The sequence below is a fragment of the Paractinoplanes lichenicola genome, from assembly GCF_016785085.1.
Taxonomy (GTDB): Bacteria; Actinomycetota; Actinomycetes; order Mycobacteriales; family Micromonosporaceae; genus Actinoplanes; species Actinoplanes lichenicola.
On the sequence record NZ_JAENHO010000019.1, the window covers coordinates 123,900 to 145,174 of the forward strand.

Below are 21,275 nucleotides of genomic sequence, written 5' to 3' on the forward strand. Positions count from 1 at the left end.
CAGCTACGGTTAGTCGCTGGTAGCGGTAGGCCCTGAATAACCCTCAGTCTTGCGTGCGCTCGATTTCCACGCGCTCGATGACGACGTCCTCGCGGGGCTTGTCGCCCGGACCGGTCGGCGTGTTGGCGATCGAGTCGACGACCTTGGCCGACTGCTCGTCCGCGACCTGGCCGAAGATCGAGTGGCGCCGGTTCAGGTGCGGGGTCGGGCCGACCGTGATGAAGAACTGCGAGCCGTTGGTGCCCGGGCCCGCGTTCGCCATGGCGAGCAGGTACGGACGGTCGAACTGCAGCTCGGGGTGGAACTCGTCGGCGAACTGGAAGCCCGGTCCGCCCCGGCCGGTGCCGGTCGGGTCACCCATCTGGATCATGAAGCCGGCGATCACGCGGTGCGAGATGGTGCCGTCGTAGTACGGCCCCGAGCCCTTCTGACCGGTGTTCGGGTCGGTGTAGTCCTTCGTGCCCTCAGCGAGCTCCACGAAGTTGCGCACAGTCGCCGGGGCGTGATCCGGGAACAGCTGCAGCCGGATCGGGCCATGGTTGGTGTGCAGGATGGCGTAAAGCTTCTCGGCCACGGGTACTCCTGTTCTGTGTCACGGTCGCCCCGTGGCGTACCTCGGCGGGGCGATTGGACAGTTCCTTGCAGTTCGGATCCTCCCCCATGTGTCTGAAGCGGCAGCGAGGGGGTACCAAAACAGGGCACCATGCATGGCAGAGACTGGAGAGGTGGGCACTGGTGATCACGACGATGCGCCGTAAGAACCGCAGCCGGCGGATGAAGAACGAGCTCGGGCAGAGTGTTGACCACTTCAAGCGTGCGGCGTCGCTCGCAGCGCAGGAGACCAGCGCGACGGTCGGTCCGACCCTGAGCGCCGCGGTCGAGCGGGTGCAGCCGGCCGCCGTCAAGGCCAAGGACGCGGCGTCGAGCGGCTGGGGCAGCGCTGTGGCGACGATCACCCCGCTGGTCGCCGCGGCCAGCGAGAACGTGCGGCAGGCGGGCGAGACCGCCCGGCAGCAGGGCGAGCTCAGCCGGCGCAAGGCCAAGAAGGCGGCCAAGAAGAACAAGAAGGCCGCCAAGGACCTGCAGAAGCGGGCCAGCAAGGCCATCGGCCGGGAGCAGAGCAGCGGCAAGGGCAAGAAGCTCGTCGGCTTCGCGCTGCTCGGCGCCGCGATCGGCATCGCCGCCGCGTACGCCGCCAAGCGTCGTCAGGCCGCGCAGTGGGACGAGTACGACCCGGCCGCGCCGATCGCCTCGTCGACGACGGCTCAGGCCGGCGCGGACGACGCGGCGTTCGAGCCCGAGGTCACCGAGAAGGAGATCCCGCAGGCGTACAGCTCGCAGAACGGAACCTCGCCGAACACCCCTCGGTAGAGGTTGTGAAGCCCAAACGGGCGGGTTGCCCTCGGCGGCCCGCCCTTTTGTGCTGCCTGGCTACAACCAGCCGCTGCGGCGGAACACCCGATACAGCAGCACCGAGGCAATCAGGATGATCGTCCACCACGCGGGATAGCCGTACTGCCATTTGAGCTCGGGCATGAACGAGAAGTTCATGCCGTAGATGCCGGCCCCCGCGGTCCACACCGTGGCGATGGCCGCCCACGCCGCGATCTTGCGCATGTCGTTGTTCTGGTCGACCGTGACCTGCGCGAGCCGTGCCTGCAGGATCGAATTGAGCAGATCGTCGAAGGACGAGACCTGTTCCACCGTACGGGTCAGGTGGTCCTGCACGTCCCGGAAGTATTTGCCGATCCGCTTGGGCACGAGCGCAACGATCATCGCCAGCGGGCGCTGCAGCGGCACCACGGCCCGCCGGAACTCGACCAGCTCGCGCTTCATCTGATAGATCGCCGGGATCGGGCTCGCGTGGTCGCGTGAGAACACGCCCTCCTCGATCAGGTCGAGGTCGGCCTCGACCCGGTCGGCCACCGCGACGTAGTGGTCGACCACCCGGTCGGTCACCGCGTAGGCCACCGCCCACGGGCCCTGCTCGATCAGGTCGGCCCGCTCCGATTCCAGGTCGGCGCGCACCGAGCCCAGCTCCGAGGCGTCGCCGTGGCGGACCGTGATGACGAACTGCTCGCCGACGAAGACCATCATCTGGCCGGTCTCGACCACCTGCGACGTCTCGGTGATCTCACCGTGCGGCACGTAGCGGGCGGTGCGCATGACCAGGAAGTGCACCGAGCCGAACTGCTCGAGCTTGGGCCGCTGCTCGGCCTTGACCGCGTCCTCGACGGCGAGCTCGTGCAGCCCGTACGTGTGGGCGATCTCGCTCATCTCCGCCTCGCCCGGCTCGTGCAGGCCGAGCCAGACGAACGCGTCGTCGCGCTCGCACGCGATCCGCAGCGCCTCGTCGGGCGTGACGTGACCCGGCAGGCGCCGGCCGGCCGCGTAGACCGCGCAGTCGACGACCGCGCTGCCGGCCCGGCGACCCGTGCTCGGGCCGGGGCCGCCGTCGGCCGTACCGAGAATCCGGGTCATCGCGCGGACGGGAGCGGTGAACGCTCGCGACAACGGCCGGTTCCGATTGCGATCGCTCACGATGACCTCCCCCACCCGGACGACACAAACCGCCCGAGGCTACGCCCGGCGGGTCTTCCACACACCCACCGGGCGTCCGCCTTTTTAGGCGCGCACTTCTTCGATGGCCTCGGCCAGACGGCGTACGCCCTCGTCGATCTGCTCGACGGTGACGGCCGAATAGGCCAGCCGGACGGAGCTGTGGCCGCCCTCGAGCAGGAAGTCGCTCCCCTTGACGATAGCCACACCCTTCTTCATCGCCGCCGGGAAGAGCTTTTCCACGTCGACGTCGGAGGGCAGGTCGACCCAGAGGAAGTAGCCGCCGTCGGGCTCGGTGAAGGTGGCGCCGGGGATGTGCTTGCGCAGCGACTCGGCCAGCACGCGGGCCCGCTCACCGAGGGCGGCGCTCACCGTCGCCACCGAGCGCTCGATGTCGCCCGAGACGCAGAACTGGTGCACGATCGCCTCGGACACCATGCCGGGCGAGATGTAGAGGTTGGTGGCCTTCTTGGCGATCGCGTCGATCAGCGCGGCCGGCCCGACCAGGTAACCCACGCGGACGCCGGGGCACACCGTCTTGGTGAAGCTGGAGGCGTGCACAACCAGGTTGTCCGTGTCCTGCGAGAGCATCGAGGGCAGCGCGTCGCCGCGGAACCGGATGTCCACGTACGGGTCGTCCTCGAAGATCGTGAACTCGTACTGAGCGGCCAGCGCGAGCAGGGCCTGGCGCTTCTCGGCCGAAAGCGTGATGCCGGCCGGGTTCTGGTAGTTCGGGATGATGTGGGCGAGCTTGGGGCGGACGCCCGACTCCAGCAGCCCGCGCAGCTCCTCGACGTCGATGCCGTCGGACTGCAGCGTGACCTGGTGCACCTTGGCGCCGAGATTCTGCAGGCTCAGCAGCGTCCGGTCGTATGTGGGCTTCTCGACCACCACGTCGTCGCCGGGCTGCACGAGGTGGTTGAAGAGAAACGCGTCGGCCTGCAGGGAGCCGTTCGTCACGATGACCTGGTCCGGCGAGACATTGTGCTTCTCGGCGATCCACTTACGCAGCGGGACGTAGCCGACGGACGTGCCGTAAGCGGTCACACCAGCGGGATCGGCGTCGAAGGCGCGCGCGGCGGCGGCCTTGAGGCCCTCGACGTCGATGATGTCCAGCGACGGAGCGCCCCGGGCAAAGGAGATCAGCTGCTCAGCGGTCATGCGCACAAGCTTACGAGCCGCCTCTACGGGATTTTCCGCTGGCTCGGGCCGTCCGAGCCGTGGGACGCCACCCGCTATTCTCCTGGAGTTCACCAATTAGAGGGAGAGACTCCGATGATCGGTCTGGTACTTGCCGCCGGAGCCGGGCGCCGACTTCGTCCGTACACGGACACGTTGCCCAAGGCCCTCGTGCCGGTCGACGGTGAAACGACGATCATGGACATCTCACTGCGTAACCTGGCGGCGGCCGGGCTGACCGACGTGACGATCGTAGTGGGTTATTGCGCGGGCGCCGTCGAGGAGCGCCAGGCCGGCTTCGAGCGCAAGTACGGCGTCAAGATCTCGCTGGTGCACAACGACAAGGCCGAGGAGTGGAACAACGCGTACTCCCTCTGGCTCGCCCGTGACCACTTCGCGCAGGGAGCGTTGATGGTCAATGGCGACACGGTGCACCCCGTCAGCGTCGAAGAGACCCTCCTGGCCCAGCGCGGCCCGGGCATTTTGCTCGCCGTCGACAATGTGAAGAAACTCGCCGACGAGGAGATGAAGACGATCTTCAGCGACGACGGACGGCTGACCAGGATCACCAAGCTGATGGACCCGGCCGAGGCCTTCGGCGAATACATCGGCGCCAACATCATCGAGGCCGCGGTGGCCGGCGAGCTGGCCGACTGCCTCCAGGCGACGTGGGAACGCGACCCCGACCTCTACTACGAGGACGGCTTCCAGGAGTTCGCCAACCGCGGCGGCGAGGTCCGCGCGGCCACCATCGGCCAGGTCGACTGGGTCGAGGTCGACAACCACGACGACCTGGCCAAGGCCCGGGGCATCGCATGCCGCTACTAGCCCGGAGCGTTCAGGCGCCGCTGCACATCCACGTGCGCCGCGGTGCCGTCGCCGACCTGGGCCGCCTGCTCGCCGACGGGCGCATCTCCGCCGGCGGCGACGTGGCCGTGGTCGTCGGGCCCGGGCTGGGCGAGCGGGTGGTCGAGCTCATCCGGCCCTCGCTGCAGACGGCCGACGTCTTCACCACCACCGGCGGCACCCTCGACGCCGCCCTCGAGCTGGCCGCCAAGCTGCGCTCCCGGCCGTACGACGCGGTGGTCGGCATCGGCGGCGGCACAACAGTCGACACGGCCAAATACGCGGCCAACCGCTGGGGACTGCCGATGATCTCGGTCGCCACCAGCCTGGCCAACGACGGCATCGCCTCCCCGGTGGCGAGCCTGATCAACGAGGGCGTCAAGGGGTCGTACGGGGTGCACATCCCGTTCGGCGTGATCGTCGACCTGGACTTCGTCGAGACCGGCCCCGACCGGGTCAACCGCGGCGGCATCGGCGACGCGATCAGCAACATCAGCGCGCTGGCCGACTGGGAACTGGCCCGCCAGATGCGCGGCGAGCCGGTCGACGGCCTGGCCGCCTCGCTGGCCCGGATGGGCGCCGAGGCCGTGCTGACCATGCCGGGCGACCTCGACGACGACGCGTTCGTCACCGTGCTGGCCGAGGCGCTGATCTCCAGCGGCCTGGCCATGGCCGTCTGCGGCAGCAGCCGCCCCGCCAGCGGCGGCTGCCACGAGATCATGCACGCCGTCGACGCGCTCTACCCCGGCACCGCCTCGCACGGCGAGCTGGCCGGCCTGGGCGCCCTGTTCTGCACGTTCCTGCGGGAGGACGAGCGCCGCTTCGCCCAGATGTCGGACTGCCTGGCCCGCCACGGGCTGCCCCGGGTGCCCGCCGACGTCGGCCTGACCGACGCCCAGTTCGCCGAGGCTGTGGAGTTCGCCCCGCGCACCCGCCCCGACCGCTACACGATCCTGGAACACCTGGCCATGACCCCCGACGAGATCAGCAGAAAGCTGGCTTCCCATGTCGCAGCCGTCGCCGCCCGCTGCCGCTGATTACTACGCCGTCAACCGAGGCGGTGGTCTGTTCAGCGAGGCACTGAGTCAGCGCATCGGCGCGCAGATCGCCGTGTACGCCCACAAGCACCGGTTGGCCCCGACCGTGCTGACGGTCTTCAACCTGGGCATCGGCGGCCTGGTCTCGATCCTGGTGGTCGCCACCGCGATCCCGATCGCCGACGGCCGCATCTGGGCCTGGCCGATCGGCCTCCTCGCCCTGCTCGGCTGGCAACTGGCATACGCCTTCGACTGCGCCGACGGCCAGCTGGCCCGCGTCACCGGCCAGACCAGCGCTGCGGGCGCCCGCCTCGACGTGCTCTGCGACGTGGCCGTGCAGATCTCGCTGGTGGCCGCCCTGGGCGCCGTCGCGGAGGCCCAGGTGCCCGACACCCCGGCTTGGCTGCTGGCTGCCTTCGCCGGCACGTGGATGGTCAACCTGGTCACCTCAGTCATGCAAACCAGCGACAAGGCAGCCAGCATGGTGACGAGCCGCTCCCTACCCGTACGCCTGGTCAAGCTGGTTCGCGACTACGGCGCTGTGATCGCCCTGGCCGGCCTGGTGCTGACCGTCGCGCCACAGTGGACGATCTGGTTTGTTGGGTTGTTTACGCTGGTTAATGCCGCCTTCTTGGCCGCCAGCGTGATGTTCTCCGCCCGCGAGGCCCTGCACTCCTGACCCCGCTCCCGGTGGGGCCGGAAACGGCAGATCCTTCGATGGAATGCTCTCCTGCGATCTATTCGATCTGGCGAGCGGCACGGATCTCACGCGCACGGCGCAGCAGCGGTTCGGCCTCGGCCACCCGGCCCAGCGCCTGCAAGCTGGACGCCAGGTTCTTCCTTGCGATGGTGACGTTGGGGTGGTGGGGTCCGAGGGCGGTCTCGCTGATGGTCAACGCGCGGCGCAGCAGCGGTTCGGCTTCGGCCGCCCGACCTAGCGCGTGCAAGCTGGACGCCAGGTTGTTCAGCGTGATCGCGACGCTGGGGTGGTGGGGTCCGAGGGCAGTCTCGGCGATGGTCAGCGCGCGGCGCAGCAGCGGTTCGGCTTCGGCCGCCCGATCCAGCGCCTGCAGGCTGAGCGCCAGGTTGTTCAGCGTGGTGGCGACGTCAGGGTGGTGGGGTCCGAGGGCGGTCTCGCTGATGGTCAGCGCGCGGCGCAGCAGCGGTTCGGCTTCGGCCGCCCGATCCAGCGCCTGCAAGCTGGACGCCAGGTTGTTCAGCGTGGTGGCGACGTCAGGGTGGTGGGGTCCGAGGGCGGTCTCGCTGATGGTCAGCGCGCGGCGCAGCAGCGATTCAGCTTCGGCCGCCCGGCCCAACGCCCGCAAGCCGAGCGCCAGGTTGTTCAGCCTGGTGGCGACGCTGGGGTGATCAGGTCCAAGGGCGGTCTCGCTGATGGTCAACGCGCGGCGCAGCAGCGATTCGGCTTCGGCCGCCCGACCAAGCTCCTGCAAGCTGTTCGCCAGGTTGTTCATCGTGATGGCGACGCTGGGGTGGTCAGGTCCGAGGGCGGTCTCGCTGATGGTCAGCGCGCGGCGATGCAGCGGTTCGGCTTCGGCCGCCCGGCCCAGCAATTGCATGCTGTTCGCCAGGTTGTCCAGCGCGGTGGCGACGTGACGGTGGTCAGGTCCGAGGGCGGCCTCATAGAGAGTCAACGAACGCTGTTTCTGTCGGAAAGCGTTGCGATAGCGGCCCTGGGACTGTTCGAAGACCGCGCATTCATTAAGCAGAAACCCGAGATCAACACCGCCGATGTCCTCCGGGCACACCAGTTCGACGGCGGCGATGTGCGGGGCCAGCGCTGACCATTGTGGCCATGTCGCAGGCAGCTGCCCTGCGTTACCCGAGGGCGCCGCCGCTTTCAATGCCCGAATCGTCGCGGACAAGACATCGCCGTGCTCGGACGTGGCGTCCTGCTCACCTGGCGAGCTGGCGCTGGTGTGGCGCAGGTGATCGGCGACCACGGCCTGTACTAGTCGATGCACACTGACCGTCGTCTCGGACAGGGTGATCATGTTGTACGAGGCCAGCACGCCCAGCCCCTGATCCACGGCGACCGCTTCGAGGTCAAGGCCAGCCAGCACATCACGCGGCACAGGGTCCGGCCCGAGGCACGACAGCACACGTAACAGGCGAGCCGCTATCGCCGACTGGCCACCGATCTGTTCCAGGGTCACTGACCAGACCTGCGCGACCGCACGCCGCGCCGAGTCCCCCGCCGCGACCGAGCCCAACACCCCACCCGGGTCCTCGCGTAGTCGGCGCAGGTAGCTCGCAATCGGCGTCCGGGTCTGCCGCAGATAGGCGCCCGCCTGCTGCAACGCCAGCGGCAGGCACCCCAACTCGCCGGCCAACACCGCCGCCGTGGCCTCGTCCGGCTGTTCCGATAGGCGCACCAGCAACGCGACCGCCGCAACCGGGGTCAGGACTTCCACCCGCAGACACCCATCGGTGACCCGCTCCCACCCCACATCCCGCCGGGTAGTGATCACCACGTGCCCGTCGGCCAGATCCGCCAGCAAGCCGTCCACGTCTTCGCGACGCTCCACGTTGTCGAGGATCAGCAGCCACCCCGGATGGGCCTGCAGCCATCCAACCGCCCACCCGGCCGCGTCCGGCTCCTGCGCCACAATCCGCGCGTCGGGATGCAACCGGTACGCCAGTTCCGCCAACCCGGACTCGATCGACTCCGGCGAGTCCGCGTTCACCCACCACACCAGCGGATACTCCCGCCGATGGGTGTGCGCGTACTGCAAGGCCAGCTCGCTCTTGCCCACCCCGCCCAGCCCGTGCACCGCCTGCGATTGCGCCACCACCCCGGCACCCGCCTCGACCAGCCGGCCCAGTTCGGCCAACTCCTCGTCGCGGCCCACAAACGACTTCACCGGCAGCTTTGGCAACCCCACCAACCCGGGCACCGGCACCGGCACGTCCCCCGGTTGGCCCAGCGGCACCAACTGGCCCTGCACCGCACGCGCCCGATCTCCGGTCTGCACGATCCCCGAGCTGTCGCGCAAGGCCGCCGAGCGCACCCCTTCCGCCGCCACGAATTCGCCGCCGGTTCCGGTCATCGCGGGCCCGGGCCCTGCCACGCGGCGCTGCCGTCTCCGGTCTGCACAATTCCCGAGTTGTCTCGCATCGCCACTGAGCGCGGCCCCGACGCGGTCACCGCGATCCCGGCCTCACTCAGCAACCCAGCGACGTCGGCCGCCAACTCCGCATCTGCCTGCAACGCCCGCCGCAACTCCGCGCGCAGAACCGCCACCCGATCGGCATCTTCCGGCAGCTCCGCGACCTCCTCCACCGCCTGCTGCACAGCCGCCGCCGACTCCTTACGGCCCAGCACACGCCGCAACACCCGGCCACCCAGATTCACGGTCGCCGAGGCCGTAGCTTCTTCCACCTTCGACGCCACCGCTGCCCCGTACGCGCCGATCGCCGCCAAGACGTGCGGAACCGCCGCTGCCGCCAAAGCCGCCGCATCCACGTCCACGACACACACTCCTCACAGGTCACCCGACCGAAACTCGATCAGTACCACCTGTGAACACGGAATGTGATCGCTCATTCGACGGAAGCAGCGTGCCAGATCGGCTTGCTCTACCAGCCAGGCTGCCTAAAGCCCGGCCCACGACGATGGTCAGCTCTCATCCTCGGCGTCGGCTGCTGCCCACATCTTCTTGAACAATCGATCCACTGCCGGGATCACCTTGGCAACTTCGATTGACCGGTGACCTACCCACACAGTCGGCTCGCTCGAAGTGCCTTCTAGCCGAGTCGTATATTGCTGAGCAAGTGATGCCCGCGTCAGGCTCGGGTCAGCATCAAGCTCATCGTCTTGGAGACGGCCCTCGCCGACTGCGTACTCGTCGAAGTGCTCGATGATGTCGCGGGCATCCACCAACTCAGGTAGGTCCGTCCGGAATCGCTTCAAAGCGGAATTGAGGATCGCCCTTGCTCTGTCGTTGGTCAGCGAGTCTCGCGACATCTCGGCCGCACGGATCATCTGCCGTAAGGCGACCAGCAGCAGATATCCGTCCCAGATGCTGCTCCCGTTGAGCAGCCGCTCGGCCTGCACCATCGACGCTCGGCCCCAAGTCCACGCATGGTTCACGGCGAGGTTGTGTCGAGCCTGGAGCTGTGGCAACCCGGATTCCACGGCGATCAGGTTCCTCTACCGGCACGCCTCTGCGCCAGCAATATTTCGGGCGAGAGCGAACACGCAAGCCCGCGGTCTCCTAGTCGCGACAAGGTCGCGATGAGTGAGCTTGACTGATCCGCGATCAGATCGATGAGGCTCAACAGGAAAGTGCTGAACCCCGATTCGACCTGCCTTCGCACGGGTGGGCCCGAGGGGTTTACTGCTGGTGATCGTGCGGAGGGCGTGGGATTCGAACCCACGAAGAGTTTCCCCTTACCGGTTTTCAAGACCGGCGCCATCGGCCACTAGGCGAGCCCTCCCGATGTTGCTGTCCCAGTGTGCCAGATGGGGACCCGTGAGCCTGACACAGCCCGTACGGAAACTTAAATCACGACTCTGAAAAGGCATCTGAGCTGCTGATACACGTGTTCCGTAACTGTTACAGGTAGTTGACACGGTATCGATGGACGTGGTTACAGTTCAGAGCCTTTACCTATCCCGCCCAAGGCCCCCACCTACGGCAAGGGAGTCCCCGTCATGTCCATCCCCAAGAAAGTGGCGTGGGTCGCGACCGCGGTCCTGAGTTCGACCGTCCTCGCCGCCCCCGCCGCGTTTGCCGCCAATGAGACGGTGAACGTGTATCTGACCACCACCAGTGACGCCGGTGGCCGGACCGTCACGCGCGGCTTGCAGCAGCAGTCGCCGGTTGCGTTCGGCAGCAGCAGCGGGTCGGCCAACCAGACCATCACGGTCAACGAGAACACCAGCTACCAGCAGTTCGAGGGCGCCGGCGCGTCGATCACGGACACCGCGGCGTTCAACATCCGGGGCAGCGGCGCGCTCTCGGCCGCCACCCAGAACGACGTCATGACGAAGTTGTTCAGCCCGAGCGCCGGCATCGGGGTGAGCGCGATCCGCAACGTCATCGGCTCGTCCGACCTGGCGCAGAACAACTTCTCGTACGACAACACGTGCTGCGACGTGAACGACTTCTCGCTGGCGCGGGATGCCGACGTCATGGCGTTGACCAAGCAGGCGGTCGGGCTCAATCCGGCCGGTTTTGTGATGGCCTCGCCGTGGACCGCGCCGCCGTGGATGAAGGACAACAACGCGTACAGCCAGGGTTATCTGCAGGCCCAGTATTACAAGGCGTACGCGCAATACTTCGTCAAGTACATCCAGGGTTACCAGGCCCAGGGCGTACCGATCCGGTATGTCACCTCGCAGAACGAGCCGGGGTGCTGCCCCGGTTACCCGTCGATGCAGTGGCCGGTCTCGGGGCTGCAGTCGTTCGCGAAGAACGACCTGATGCCCGCGCTGCAGGCGGCCGGGCTCAACACGAAGCTCCTCATCGGAGACTGGAACTTCGACACGTACGACCAGTGGGTGGCCCCGCTTGTGGCGGACACCGCGATCCGCAACCACCCGAATTTCGGCGGCATCGCGTGGCACGACTACGGCGGCAGCCCGTCGACCGCGAGCACGGTGCGTAACCAGTATCCGAACGTCAACATGTACATGACCGAGCACTCGGGCGGCACCTGGGTCAGCAATCAGCACGCCGAGGACATGGGCGACCTCATCGAGTATTTCCGCAACTGGGGTCGCGCCTGGACGAAGTGGTCGCTGGCCGTGGACCAGAACATGGGCCCGCACAACGGCGGCTGCGGCACCTGCACCGGCCTGATCACCGTGCAGCGTGGCGGCAGCCGAAACGGCCAGGTCGACTACACGATCGAGTACTACACGATGGGTCACCTGACCAAGTTCGTGAAGCCGGGTGCCGTACGGATCGACTCGAGCGCGAACAGCACCGTGTCGAACGTCGCTTTCCGTAACACTGACGGCTCGAAGGCCCTGATCGCCTACAACACCAGCGGCGGCGCCCAGAGCGTCAAGGTCAACTGGGGTGGGCAGTCCTTCGTCTACAACCTTCCCGCCCGTACGTCGGCCACGTTCACCTGGAGCGGGGCGCAATCGGGCGGGCCCGCGGCGAGAACCGGCACGATCACCGGGCTGGGCGGCAAGTGCCTCGACGTCACCGGCGGGTCGACCGCCAACGGCAACCAGCCGCAGCTGTGGGACTGCACGTCGGGCAACACGAACCAGCAGTGGACGGTCGGCGCCGACGGCACGATCCGCGGGCTCGGCAAGTGCCTCGACGTGGCGAACAACTCGACGGCGGACGGCGCGGTGGTTCACCAATGGGACTGCATCGACTCCGTCGCGAGTCAGAAGTGGACGGTCACGGCCGGCCGCGACATCGTGAACAACGCCTCCGGCAAGTGTCTCGATGTGAAGGACAACAGCACGGCCAACGGCGCGAAGCTACAGCTGTGGGCGTGCACCGGGGCCGCGAACCAGAAGTGGACGGCGCCGTAACAGGGCAAGCTAGGGACCATGCACGCCATCGTGATCGAGGACAAGCAGCTCGTCCCGCGTGAGGTTCCGGATCCCGAGGCCGGCGACGGTGAGGTCGTCATCGACGTCACCGCCGCCGGCGTCAACCGCGCCGACGTCGCCCAGCGGCAGGGTTTCTATCCGCCGCCGCCCGGCGCCTCCCCTTATCCCGGCCTCGAATGCGCCGGGGTGATCAGCGCGGTCGGCCCCGGGGTCACCGACCGGCACGTCGGCGAGCGGGTCAGCGCGCTGCTGTCCGGCGGCGGATACGCCGAACGGGTCGCCGTTCCGGCGGGGCAGTTGTTCCCGGTGCCGGCCGGGCTCTCGTTGACCGAGTCGGCCGCGTTGCCCGAGGTCGCGTGCACGGTCTGGTCGAACGTCGTCGACCGGGACCGGCTCCGGAAGGGCCGGACGCTGCTGGTGCACGGCGGCGGCAGCGGCATCGGCACGTTCGCGATCCAGCTCGGCAAGGCCCTCGGCGCGTCAGTGATCGCCACCGCACGGGCCGGCAAGCACGAGGCGCTGCGGGCGCTCGGCGCCGACCTGCTCATCGACTACACGACCGACGACTTCGTCAGCGCCACCCGCGACTTCAACGGTCAGGGCGCCGACGTGATCCTCGACATCGTCGGCGCCAAGTATCTGAGCCGCAACATCGAGGCGCTCGCGCCGAACGGCCGGATCTCCGTGATCGGCATGCAGGGCGGCCGCAAGGCCGAGCTCGACCTGGGGCTGCTGATGGCCAAGCGCGGCTCGGTGTCGTCGACGTCGTTGCGGGCCCGCCCGGCCGCCGACAAGGCCCGCATCGTGGCCGCCGTCACCCGTGACGTGTGGCCGCTGGTCGAGGCGGGGGCGGTCAAGCCGGTCATTCAGACCACGATGCCGCTGGCCCGGGCGGCTGAGGCGCACGAGCTGATGGAGTCGAGCGACCACCTCGGGAAGATCCTGCTAACCCCCTAGCCGCGTCCTAAACGTACACTTTCGGGCGATAGTTCGGCAAATTTTGTGTGGCTTTGACCGCTTTTTGCGGCGCGGCGAAACGCTGTCGGAGGGCAAGCCGCTCAGCATGGTGTCACTCGGGCCGAGTGATCGGCCGGTGGGTTCGCGGCTCGCGAAACCCGCCTGACGAGCGACACCGGGAGGTCTCGTGACCAACACGCCGTTGCGCCCCGCGCGGTCGGCGCCCGCCGATCGGAAGCCGGCACCGGAGCCGGCCCGCCGCGGTCGGGCGCCGTGGATCGTGGGTGGAGTGTTTGCCCTGCTCGTGGTCGGGGTAGGGGGTTATGCCGTGCTTGGCCGAGGTGGCGACAAAGCTCCCTCGGAAACGGTCACCACCGACAGCGCGGCGCTCGACAGTGCCGCGCCGATCGATGCTGTGCCGACCCCGACTGTTGCCGAGCTAACGGTGCTGCCGGTGGGCCGCAAGGCGACGGAGGGCACTCTTTCGATCGCCGTCACCAAGACGGAGTGCGGGGTCGCCGAAGTCGGCCCGCCCGATCTTCCGCTTCCCGCCGAGGGTGAGTTCTGCCTGGTCAGCATGGCTGTGCAGAACACCGGAAAGGAAGCACGGCTGCTCGATCCGGGTGCGCAACGCGCGCTCGACGGGCAGGGGCGGTCCTATCGCGTGGCCGAGCAGGCCGCCGTTTTCGTCAACGACCAGGATCCGTCGTTGCTCGACGAGATTCCGGCCGGGGCGATCCGGCAGGGCGTGGTTCCGTTCGACGTGCCCAAGGGCGCCCGGCTGACGGAGCTGCTGTTGCACAAGTCGCCTTACAGTACGGGCGTACGGGTTCCTCTGTCCTGATCACGGACGTATTTCGGAGATCCACAGTCACCGATCGAGTGCGTAACTCGCATTCTTTTTCTCGATCGAGCAAGGGTGATTGTGCCATTTCGACCCCACGACATTCCTGATGTGTGTTGGCATGGTCGACGGAATTAACGAGTAGTCCGGGTTCCCATTGCCGTCCGTAATGGCCGGCGCCGGCGCGGTGCACGCTAATGCCACGCCGTCGGGATTCGCGCGAGAGCCCCGGACCGATGTCGGAGGCAACACTGCACTGTCCGTCCCCGAGCCGGGCGTTCACCGCCGGCGCACTCGCGCTGGCTGTCATCTCGCCCGCTCTTGACCCGACCGAGCACGCTGCCGAGGCCGTGCCGCCCACGAACCCGGTGGGACCCCAAGCCTCGGACGACATCCGCATCGAGGAGCGCACGACCACCGCCGAGCGCGCCTCACGCGCCGCCCCCCGGCGCTTCTCACTCGCGCGGGCCGCGACGACGGCCCCGCCCCGGATCAATCCGTTCGCCGCCCCGGACGGCGGCCAGGCCCTGCGCAACGCCGTTGAGCTGGCCGTGGCCGACGAGCGGGTGGCCCTGCGCACCGCCGAGACCCTGGCCGCGGTCGAGCTGCGACAGGGCCTGCGGGGCGGCGAGGTCACCGTCGAGGCCGGCGTGCCGGCCTCGGACGAGTTGCTCAGCCGAGCCGACGAGACCGCTCGTCAGCTCGCCGAGCAGCGGGCCCAGGCCGAGCGGGAGGCCCACGCGACCGCTCTCCGCGCCGTCGAGGAGGCGGCCGAGAGTGGCGACGGCCCCCGTTACGTCGTGGCGCCCGAGACCCGTACCAGCGGGCGCTACCAGCGTCAGGTCCACCGCCAGTACCAGCGTCAGTACCAGCGTCAGCGCCAGGTGACGGTCCGGTACGCGCCGGCCAAGGCGCAGGGCCAGCGCGTCATGCGGCTCGGCAACGGGATGAACGCGGTCATCGCGTTCGCCCGCTCGCAGGTCGGCAAGCGCTACGTCAGTGGTGGGAGCGGCCCGGGCGGTTTCGACTGCTCCGGGTTCACCAAGCGGGCGTACGCGCTGGCCGGCATCAGCCTGCCGCACTCGTCCGGTGCGCAGGCGGCCCGTTCGCGCGGCATCTCGCGGGCCCAGGCCCGCCCCGGCGACCTGGTCGTCGGGCCCGGTCACGTGGGGATCTACATGGGCCGCGGGATGATGATCGACGCGGGCAACCACCGCACCGGAGTGGTGTACCGCAAGGTGTATTCGGGGCTGCGGACCGCGCGTATCGGTCAGCGCTGAGCCGCGACCGAAAAGCGCCGGGGAAATGTTCCCCGGCGCTTTTCGGCGGCCGGCGTTCAGCGCGGCAGCGTCAGGCGGACCGTCGTGCCGACGCCCGGCTCGCTCTCCAGATGAACGCTGCCGTGGTGCGCGTCGACGATCGATTTGACGATGGCCAGCCCGAGCCCCGGCCCCTGCGCGGCCATCACCTCGGCCGCCGTGCAGCGATAGAACCGGTCGAAGACGTGCGGCAACTCGTCGGCGGCGATACCCACCCCGGTGTCCGTGATGATCAGCTCCGGCTCGCCCGCAGCGGTGGAGTCGATCGTGATCTCGCCGTCCGGGTGGGTGAACTTGATCGCGTTGACCAGCAGGTGGTTGAGCACCTGGGCGATCCGCTTGCCGTCGGCCCGGGCCGGCACCGGCTGGTCGGTGCGGTCGCGCAGCTTGACGCCGCGGTGCTCGGCCAGCGCCCGGCAGGCCGCGATCGCCTGGTGCGCGAGGTCGGCCAGATCCACCTCGCCCAGGTCGAGCTGGATCCGGTCGTCGGTCATCTTGGCCACCATCAGCAGCTCGTCGATGAGGCGCAGCAGCCGGTCGGAGTTGCGCGACATCACCGACAGGAAACGGCGTGACGTCTCGGCGTCGAAATCGTCCTCGAGCAGCATCTCGAGATAGCCGCGGATGGTGGACAGCGGCGTCCGCAGCTCGTGACTGACCGTGGCCAGGAACGAGTCCTTCATCCGGTCGAGCTGGCGCATCCGGTCGGCGATCTCGCCCGCGTGCCGGGCGTACCGGCGCAGTTCGAGCTGCACCGACGCGTGGCGGGCGAGGCTGCGCAGGGCCCGCCGCTGTGCCTCGGTGAGCACTCGCGGGGTGTGGTCGACGACGCAGACCGTGCCGACCGCGTACGTCCCGTCGAGCACGACCGGCGCACCGGCGTAGAACTTGAGCCCGTGCGCGTTCACCGCGGGATTTTCGGCGAACCGCGGGTCGGCCGCCGTGTCCCGAATCTCCAGCACGTCGTGCGAGGTGATCGTGTACGTGCAGAACGACAGATCACGCGGCGCGCCCTCGAGATCCGTACCGACCTTGGCCTTGAACCACTGCCGGTCCCGGTCGACGAGGCTGACCGCCCCGAGCGGGGTTCCGCAGATCTGCGAGGCGAGCAGCGCGATGTCGTCGAAGTCCTCCTCCGGCGCGGTGTCGAGCACGCGAGCGTCGTGCAGAGCCGCGAGCCGGCCCGGCTCGTCGACAGGCAGAGGCGCCCTCATGTTTCGATCGTCTCAGGTCGCCCGCCCGATTTGGTCGAATTCGTCGGACAACAGGGCTATACAGCAGTCGGCACCCGCCTCGACCGGCGGGTGCCGACTTGCGTATCGCCACCAGGCGCGGGGATCTCTGCCGCTCGCACCCGGTCGGATGTCAGACAGAAGCATCACCCGACCCGCGGGTTTGCCTACGCACCGGCTGTGCGTCCGCCCGATCGGGTGACGGCGACTCGCAATCGACGCGAAAGGCGGGCGATACCGGATGGGACTAGTCTTCGTGCGGAGAAGGCCTGCACACCGCCGGAGGACATCACGATGAGTCTCGAACGCGCCGTTGCCCCGGATCCGTACGATCTTCTGCCCGCCGTCCCGTCCTTCACGGTGACCAGCGCGGACATGACCGACGGCCAGCCGCTCGACGAGTTGTTCGCCCACCAGAGCGTGGGCGGTAAGAACCTCTCACCCCAGCTGTCCTGGTCGGGCTTCCCCGCCGAGACCCGCGGCTTCGTGGTGACCTGCTTCGACCCCGACGCCCCGACCGGCAGCGGGTTCTGGCACTGGGTGCTGGTCAACGTGCCGGTCGGCACCACGGAGCTGGAGCGTGGCGTCGACCCGCTGCCCGGTGACGCGTTCTGCGTCCGCAACGACTACGGCGACAGCGCGTACGGTGGCTCGGCCCCGCCGCCCGGTGACCGCCCCCACCGGTACGTCTTCGCGGTGCACGCGATCGACGTCGACAAGCTCGAGGTGCCGCCGGAGGCCTCACCGGCGTACGTCGGCTTCAACCTGGCCTTTCACACCCTGGCCCGGGCCACCATCCGCCCGACGTTCCAGGTCAAGGGCTGATTTCCCCGTACGAGGAAAGGCCGCCGTCCCAGGGACGGCGGCCTCGACGTTCAGTGATCGTCAGGCGGGCGTGCGCGCCACGACGAAGACGGACTGGCCGAACGGCGGCTTCACGACGCTCTCGGCGGCCTTGGTCACCGGCAGCACGATCGAGTCGTACACCTTGACCATCGGGCCCTCCTTGGGGGCCAGCTTGAAGATGCTGGTCGCGCCGTAGTAGCCGATCAGGCCGAGCGCGTTCGCGTAGTGCATCTTCTCGATCTGCAGGCCGGCCTCGGTCATGGCGGCGCTCATCGTCTTCTTGGTGTAGCGGCGGATGTGCCCGGTCGCGATGTCGACGTTGCTCATCGCGAACATGAACGCCGGCACGATGATGATGATCCGGCCGCCGGGGCGCACGAGATCGGCCATGCTGCGCAGTGCGCCGACGTGGTCCTCGATGTGCTCGAGCACGTTGTACGAGACCGCGGCACTGTATTCGCCGTTGGCGTCCGGCGACGGCAGAAGCATCTGGCGCACGTCGATGTTCGGGTGGTCGGCCATGCGCTCCTTGAGCAGCACGAGCCGGTCCGGGTCGGCTTCGGTCGCCGTGAACCGCGGAAGGTGCTCCGCCCACTCGATCGCGTAGTCCCCGAGACCGCTGCCGATCTCGATCGGGTTGTCCCCGAGGTACGGAAGAGCGAGCTCGACGAACCACCGGCGGTGGTTCACGGCCGTGGCGAGGCCTTCGAGCACTTCGGACTGGATCCGCTGGTCTCCAGTGATGTCTGCCATATGTAAGGTTCCCTCGTCTTGCCGATCCGAGCTGACAGCGGGACCGGAAGAGTTAACCATCCGCCGCCCGTAACCGAAAGTTGAGCCCGGTGCGGGCCCTCATTATTTGCCTGATTGAGACATAGCTCGGCTGGGTACAGCACCTGGTTGCTTCTCATGCGCCGGACCGCACGGATGTCGCGAATACACCGTTCATATCGGCTCGATCACGCATGGGCCGCTCGTCACTGCAACGTTACCAACCTCGGTTAGGCTCGCCCTCGCTATGACGATTACGGGTAATGCCTCGACAGGCCAACCGGCTGGCGGGAACGTGTCGCCGCCCCGTCAAGTGACCGAAACCGAGGATCTCGACGCGGAGCTGATCGCGCTCGGGACCGACGTCGCCGCGACCGCTCCCATCTCGGTCGTGCCCGATGTCGAGGCGGCCCCTGAGCAGGAAAAAACGCCTGCCAAGCGGTGGTGGAGGCGCCGTCCGGACTGGCGCGACGTCCTTGCCACAGCGACGTTCATCGTTGTCGCGCTCTACTTGACGGCTCCCTTGTGGCTCAATCTCGATCACCAGTTGCGAGATGATCCACAGGATCAGGCTTTCTTTGAGTGGATGATGGCGCATGGTGCGCGCGTGCTCACCGATGGCGCATATCCGTTCTTCTCCGATCGCATGAATTACCCCGATGGGGTGAACATGATGGCCAACACCTCGGTGTTGGCCGTTTCGCTGCCGATGGCGCCGGTGACCCTTCTCTTCGGGCCGCATGTGGCGTTCAACTTATTTCTCACTCTGGCGTTGGCACTTACCGGTATCGCGTGGTATTTCGTCTTCTCCCGAGTGTTCGTCTCGTCACGTATCGCGGCATGGGTCGGCGCACTCTTCTGCACATTCGCGCCGAGCATGGTGTCGCACGCCGGCGGTCACCCGAACATCGTCTCGCAATTCCTGGTCCCGCTGATCATCTGGCGGACGCTGCGCCTGCGGCAGCCGGGCCGGGCCGTACGCAACGGCCTCATCATGGCCGCGCTGCTGATCTGGCAGGCGTTCATCAACCTCGAGGTCCTCTTCATGACCGCGGTCGGCCTGGGCGTGTTCTGCCTGATCATGGCCATCGTGCGGCGCAAGAGCCACCCGGGTGAGACCCGCCGCTTCCTGCGCGGACTGACCGTCGCCGGCACCGTGACGCTGGCCGTCCTGGCCTACCCCCTGTCGGTGCAGTTCTTCGGCCCGCAGAGCTACCACGGCCTGCCGCAGTTCGTCCGCAACTTCGGCGCCGACCTGGCCTCGTTCACCGCCTATTCGAGCCACTCGGTAGCCGGTAATGCGGTGATCGCCGAGCGGCTCGCGCAAAATCCGGCCGAGGAGAACGCATTCTTCGGCTGGGGCCTGGTCATTCTCTTCGTCGGCCTGATCGTGTGGATGCGCCGCTCGGCCGTCGTTCTCTCGCTGGGCCTGCTGGCCGTGCTCTTCGGCGCGATGTCGCTCGGACCGCGCATTTTCCTCAACGGCATCAACACCGGCATCCCCGGCATCTGGGCGGTTCTGCACAGCGTGCCGGTGCTCAACTCGGCCGTGCCCACCCGCTGGGCGATGGCCATCGCCCCGGTCGTCGGATTCCTGCTGGCCTTCGGCGTGCAACGCGCGATCGACCTGGTGAAGACCCAACCGGCCGCCCGCGGCCCGATCCGGGTCGCGATGATCACCGCGGTCGCGATGGCCCTCGTGCCGCTGGTGCCGGTGCAGCTCAAGACCGCGCCGATGGCCCCGACCCCCGAGTTCGTCACGTCCGGCGCCTGGAAGCAGTACGTCGACGACAACCACACCGTCGTCGCGCTGCCCCTGCCCGACTCGGGCTACCCCGACCCGCTGCGCTGGACCGCGATCACCGGTCAGGATATGCGCATCGCCGGGGCGTACGCGCTGCTGCCGAACCAGAACCCGCTCAACCCGGACGACCGTACGGCGTTGTTCTCGCCGCCATGGCGCCCGACCAGCGGCCTGATGGCGTCGATCCGCCAAGGCAACCCGATCCCCGAGATCAACGACACCCGGCGCGAGATGACCCTGGCTGACCTGCGCTACTGGAAGGCCGCGGTGATCGTGCTGACGCCGCAGCTGCGCGACACCGAGATGCTGCGTGCCATGACCGGCCTGCTCGGCTTCCAGCCGACCTGGACGGGCGGCGCCTGGGTCTGGGACGTCCGCCACCTGGTCGACAACCCGAACGCGGTGCTGACCGGCCCCGACATCGGCTGAACACAGAAAAATGGGCGGCCCCTTCAACGGGGCCGCCCATTTTTTATCGGTCAGCGGCGGCGACCCTGCAGTTTGGTCAGCAGGCTGCGCAGCTTGCGCTGATTTTCGGGCTTGGCCAGCTGGCGCTGACCCTGCTCGATCATGCGCCGGCCTTGCGGGCTGGACAGAAATGCGCGAAGACGCTGAGACAGCGACGGCATCCGTGACTCCTTTCGTCGAGATCGGCGAGTTGAACACGGACTCTTTGAGGGTGACACGCTTTCCTGACAGCCAGTTGTATGCCCAGACCCCAACTGGCGGAACCTCAACTATGTGAGTGCTTACTTACCGGGGTTGGGGTGGGGAGCGCCGCGTCCGTTAGCGATGTGAGTACTCACTTACCTGATAGCTGCCGGCGGGCGGGCCGGCTCGGCTCACGAGCGATGTGAGTACTCACTTACCTGGTTTGGGGGCGGGCTGGTCGGCTAGCTCACCAGCGATGTGAGTGCTCACTTACCTGATGGGTGCGGGGCAAGTCGGCTCGGCTTGCCAGCGATGTGAGTACTCACTTACCTAGTTGGGCGGGTGGGCCGCCTCGGTCTGCGAGCGGTCGCGTCGCCTCATAGCGATGTGAGTGCTCACTTACCTGCTGAGGGCGGGCTGGTCGGTTCGGCTTACGGGCGATGTGAGGACTCACTTACCTGGCCGGGCGAGTGGGTCGCCTCGGTTTACAAGCGTGGTCGGGTGCCGTGTTCGTTGGCGATGTGAGTACTCACTTACCCGGTTGGAGGTGGTGGGGCGCCGCGGGTCGCGTCCACCGAAGTGGTGTATGACCTGGTCTTTCCCGGCGAACTGAGGCGGCCACCGCAGATCCTTCGGATTGTCTAGATCACGAAGGAGAGACCTGCGATGGCCGCAGAACCGAGTCTGAA

19 protein-coding genes and 1 tRNA gene are annotated in these 21,275 nt (G+C 67.8%); 10 read left to right on the top strand and 10 right to left on the bottom strand.

The features are described 5' to 3' along the window. Positions 1 to 43 precede the first annotated feature (43 nt). Positions 44 to 574: a peptidylprolyl isomerase gene (locus JKJ07_RS45215; protein WP_202998260.1), complete on the bottom strand. Its 531-nt coding sequence runs from the start codon at positions 572 to 574 to the stop codon at positions 44 to 46. A 161-nt stretch (positions 575 to 735) separates the two neighbouring features. On the opposite strand from JKJ07_RS45215, the gene JKJ07_RS45220 reads away from it, so the two are divergent. Then, on the top strand, positions 736 to 1,371 hold the full coding sequence (locus JKJ07_RS45220; RefSeq protein WP_307834777.1) for a hypothetical protein: 636 nt from the start codon (positions 736 to 738) through the stop codon (positions 1,369 to 1,371). 60 nt (positions 1,372 to 1,431) lie between these two features. On the opposite strand, the gene JKJ07_RS45225 is transcribed toward JKJ07_RS45220, so the two are convergent. Next, on the bottom strand, positions 1,432 to 2,481 hold the full coding sequence (locus tag JKJ07_RS45225; RefSeq protein WP_202998294.1) for a magnesium and cobalt transport protein CorA: 1,050 nt from the start codon (positions 2,479 to 2,481) through the stop codon (positions 1,432 to 1,434). A 144-nt stretch (positions 2,482 to 2,625) separates the two neighbouring features. Further along, entirely contained in the window at positions 2,626 to 3,720 is a 1,095-nt protein-coding gene (locus tag JKJ07_RS45230) for an aminotransferase-like domain-containing protein (RefSeq protein WP_202998261.1), read from the bottom strand. Positions 3,721 to 3,834: 114 nt separating this feature from the next. On the opposite strand from JKJ07_RS45230, the gene JKJ07_RS45235 reads away from it, so the two are divergent. Genes JKJ07_RS45235 through JKJ07_RS45245 form a run of 3 tightly spaced genes read left to right on the top strand, consistent with a single transcriptional unit; the run spans position 3,835 to position 6,300 of the window. Next, positions 3,835 to 4,566 (top strand): phosphocholine cytidylyltransferase family protein, encoded by a 732-nt coding sequence (locus tag JKJ07_RS45235; RefSeq protein ID WP_202998262.1) that lies wholly within the window; start codon positions 3,835 to 3,837, stop codon positions 4,564 to 4,566. Further along, positions 4,554 to 5,621 carry an iron-containing alcohol dehydrogenase family protein gene (locus JKJ07_RS45240; protein ID WP_202998263.1) on the top strand — a complete coding sequence of 356 codons (1,068 nt, stop codon included), beginning with the start codon at positions 4,554 to 4,556 and terminating at the stop codon, positions 5,619 to 5,621. The genes JKJ07_RS45235 and JKJ07_RS45240 overlap by 13 nt, the downstream gene beginning before the upstream one ends. Further along, positions 5,590 to 6,300, top strand: a complete 711-nt coding sequence (locus JKJ07_RS45245) for a CDP-alcohol phosphatidyltransferase family protein (RefSeq protein WP_202998264.1) — start codon at positions 5,590 to 5,592, stop codon at positions 6,298 to 6,300. The genes JKJ07_RS45240 and JKJ07_RS45245 overlap by 32 nt, the downstream gene beginning before the upstream one ends. Positions 6,301 to 6,358: 58 nt before the next feature. On the opposite strand, the gene JKJ07_RS45250 is transcribed toward JKJ07_RS45245, so the two are convergent. From JKJ07_RS45250 to JKJ07_RS45265, 4 genes are all read right to left on the bottom strand, one after another. Further along, a complete protein-coding gene (locus JKJ07_RS45250) occupies positions 6,359 to 8,689 on the bottom strand; it encodes a tetratricopeptide repeat protein (RefSeq protein WP_202998265.1) in 2,331 nt (776 codons plus the stop codon). Further along, positions 8,686 to 9,111 (bottom strand): hypothetical protein, encoded by a 426-nt coding sequence (locus JKJ07_RS45255; RefSeq protein ID WP_202998266.1) that lies wholly within the window; start codon positions 9,109 to 9,111, stop codon positions 8,686 to 8,688. Before JKJ07_RS45255 ends, JKJ07_RS45250 begins: the two co-directional genes overlap by 4 nt. A gap of 147 nt (positions 9,112 to 9,258) precedes the next feature. Further along, complete coding sequence (locus tag JKJ07_RS45260) at positions 9,259 to 9,699, bottom strand: hypothetical protein (RefSeq protein ID WP_202998267.1); 441 nt, start codon at positions 9,697 to 9,699, stop codon at positions 9,259 to 9,261. 295 nt (positions 9,700 to 9,994) lie between these two features. Then, a tRNA-Ser gene (locus tag JKJ07_RS45265) sits at positions 9,995 to 10,079 on the bottom strand. A gap of 217 nt (positions 10,080 to 10,296) precedes the next feature. Between JKJ07_RS45265 and JKJ07_RS45270 the strand changes: the two genes are divergently transcribed. The 4 genes from JKJ07_RS45270 to JKJ07_RS50765 all read left to right on the top strand — a co-directional run bounded on the left by JKJ07_RS45270 (position 10,297) and on the right by JKJ07_RS50765 (position 15,243). Further along, the gene (locus tag JKJ07_RS45270) at positions 10,297 to 12,141 is read left to right on the top strand and encodes an RICIN domain-containing protein (protein ID WP_202998268.1); all 1,845 of its coding nucleotides are present in this window, start codon (positions 10,297 to 10,299) and stop codon (positions 12,139 to 12,141) included. Positions 12,142 to 12,159: 18 nt separating this feature from the next. Further along, positions 12,160 to 13,119, top strand: coding sequence for an NAD(P)H-quinone oxidoreductase (locus JKJ07_RS45275; protein WP_202998269.1), 960 nt, complete (start codon positions 12,160 to 12,162; stop codon positions 13,117 to 13,119). Positions 13,120 to 13,408: 289 nt separating this feature from the next. Then, positions 13,409 to 13,963: a DUF4352 domain-containing protein gene (locus JKJ07_RS45280; protein WP_202998270.1), complete on the top strand. Its 555-nt coding sequence runs from the start codon at positions 13,409 to 13,411 to the stop codon at positions 13,961 to 13,963. 236 nt (positions 13,964 to 14,199) lie between these two features. Next, entirely contained in the window at positions 14,200 to 15,243 is a 1,044-nt protein-coding gene (locus tag JKJ07_RS50765; protein WP_236031134.1) for a C40 family peptidase, read from the top strand. A 56-nt stretch (positions 15,244 to 15,299) separates the two neighbouring features. Here the strand turns inward: JKJ07_RS50765 and JKJ07_RS45290 are convergent, their stop codons facing one another. Next, a complete protein-coding gene (locus JKJ07_RS45290) occupies positions 15,300 to 16,496 on the bottom strand; it encodes a GAF domain-containing sensor histidine kinase (protein ID WP_202998271.1) in 1,197 nt (398 codons plus the stop codon). 312 nt (positions 16,497 to 16,808) lie between these two features. Between JKJ07_RS45290 and JKJ07_RS45295 the strand changes: the two genes are divergently transcribed. After that, positions 16,809 to 17,339 carry a YbhB/YbcL family Raf kinase inhibitor-like protein gene (locus JKJ07_RS45295; RefSeq protein ID WP_202998272.1) on the top strand — a complete coding sequence of 177 codons (531 nt, stop codon included), beginning with the start codon at positions 16,809 to 16,811 and terminating at the stop codon, positions 17,337 to 17,339. A 60-nt stretch (positions 17,340 to 17,399) separates the two neighbouring features. On the opposite strand, the gene JKJ07_RS45300 is transcribed toward JKJ07_RS45295, so the two are convergent. Beyond that, the gene (locus JKJ07_RS45300; RefSeq protein ID WP_202998273.1) at positions 17,400 to 18,113 is read right to left on the bottom strand and encodes a class I SAM-dependent methyltransferase; all 714 of its coding nucleotides are present in this window, start codon (positions 18,111 to 18,113) and stop codon (positions 17,400 to 17,402) included. Positions 18,114 to 18,378: 265 nt separating this feature from the next. Between JKJ07_RS45300 and JKJ07_RS45305 the strand changes: the two genes are divergently transcribed. Further along, positions 18,379 to 20,364 (top strand): DUF6311 domain-containing protein, encoded by a 1,986-nt coding sequence (locus JKJ07_RS45305; RefSeq protein ID WP_202998274.1) that lies wholly within the window; start codon positions 18,379 to 18,381, stop codon positions 20,362 to 20,364. Between the two features lie 50 nt (positions 20,365 to 20,414). Here the strand turns inward: JKJ07_RS45305 and JKJ07_RS45310 are convergent, their stop codons facing one another. Continuing rightward, positions 20,415 to 20,564, bottom strand: coding sequence for a hypothetical protein (locus JKJ07_RS45310; RefSeq protein ID WP_202998275.1), 150 nt, complete (start codon positions 20,562 to 20,564; stop codon positions 20,415 to 20,417). Between the last annotated feature and the right edge of the window lie 711 nt (positions 20,565 to 21,275).

Excerpts from the sequence above, each read along its gene's own strand:
- JKJ07_RS45310 (WP_202998275.1), bottom strand. The coding sequence starts at position 20,564 with ATGCCGTCGCTGTCTCAGCGTCTTCGCGCATTTCTGTCCAGCCCGCAA.
- JKJ07_RS45250 (WP_202998265.1), bottom strand. The coding sequence starts at position 8,689 with ATGACCGGAACCGGCGGCGAATTCGTGGCGGCGGAAGGGGTGCGCTCG.
- JKJ07_RS45225 (WP_202998294.1), bottom strand. The coding sequence starts at position 2,481 with ATGACCCGGATTCTCGGTACGGCCGACGGCGGCCCCGGCCCGAGCACG.
- JKJ07_RS45240 (WP_202998263.1), top strand. The coding sequence starts at position 4,554 with ATGCCGCTACTAGCCCGGAGCGTTCAGGCGCCGCTGCACATCCACGTG.
- JKJ07_RS45230 (WP_202998261.1), bottom strand. The coding sequence starts at position 3,720 with ATGACCGCTGAGCAGCTGATCTCCTTTGCCCGGGGCGCTCCGTCGCTG.
- JKJ07_RS45270 (WP_202998268.1), top strand. The coding sequence starts at position 10,297 with ATGTCCATCCCCAAGAAAGTGGCGTGGGTCGCGACCGCGGTCCTGAGT.
- JKJ07_RS45235 (WP_202998262.1), top strand. The coding sequence starts at position 3,835 with ATGATCGGTCTGGTACTTGCCGCCGGAGCCGGGCGCCGACTTCGTCCG.
- JKJ07_RS45245 (WP_202998264.1), top strand. The coding sequence starts at position 5,590 with ATGTCGCAGCCGTCGCCGCCCGCTGCCGCTGATTACTACGCCGTCAAC.
- JKJ07_RS45275 (WP_202998269.1), top strand. The coding sequence starts at position 12,160 with ATGCACGCCATCGTGATCGAGGACAAGCAGCTCGTCCCGCGTGAGGTT.
- JKJ07_RS45300 (WP_202998273.1), bottom strand. The coding sequence starts at position 18,113 with ATGGCAGACATCACTGGAGACCAGCGGATCCAGTCCGAAGTGCTCGAA.
- JKJ07_RS45295 (WP_202998272.1), top strand. The coding sequence starts at position 16,809 with ATGAGTCTCGAACGCGCCGTTGCCCCGGATCCGTACGATCTTCTGCCC.
- JKJ07_RS45290 (WP_202998271.1), bottom strand. The coding sequence starts at position 16,496 with ATGAGGGCGCCTCTGCCTGTCGACGAGCCGGGCCGGCTCGCGGCTCTG.
- JKJ07_RS50765 (WP_236031134.1), top strand. The coding sequence starts at position 14,200 with ATGTCGGAGGCAACACTGCACTGTCCGTCCCCGAGCCGGGCGTTCACC.
- JKJ07_RS45305 (WP_202998274.1), top strand. The coding sequence starts at position 18,379 with ATGACGATTACGGGTAATGCCTCGACAGGCCAACCGGCTGGCGGGAAC.
- JKJ07_RS45260 (WP_202998267.1), bottom strand. The coding sequence starts at position 9,699 with ATGGTGCAGGCCGAGCGGCTGCTCAACGGGAGCAGCATCTGGGACGGA.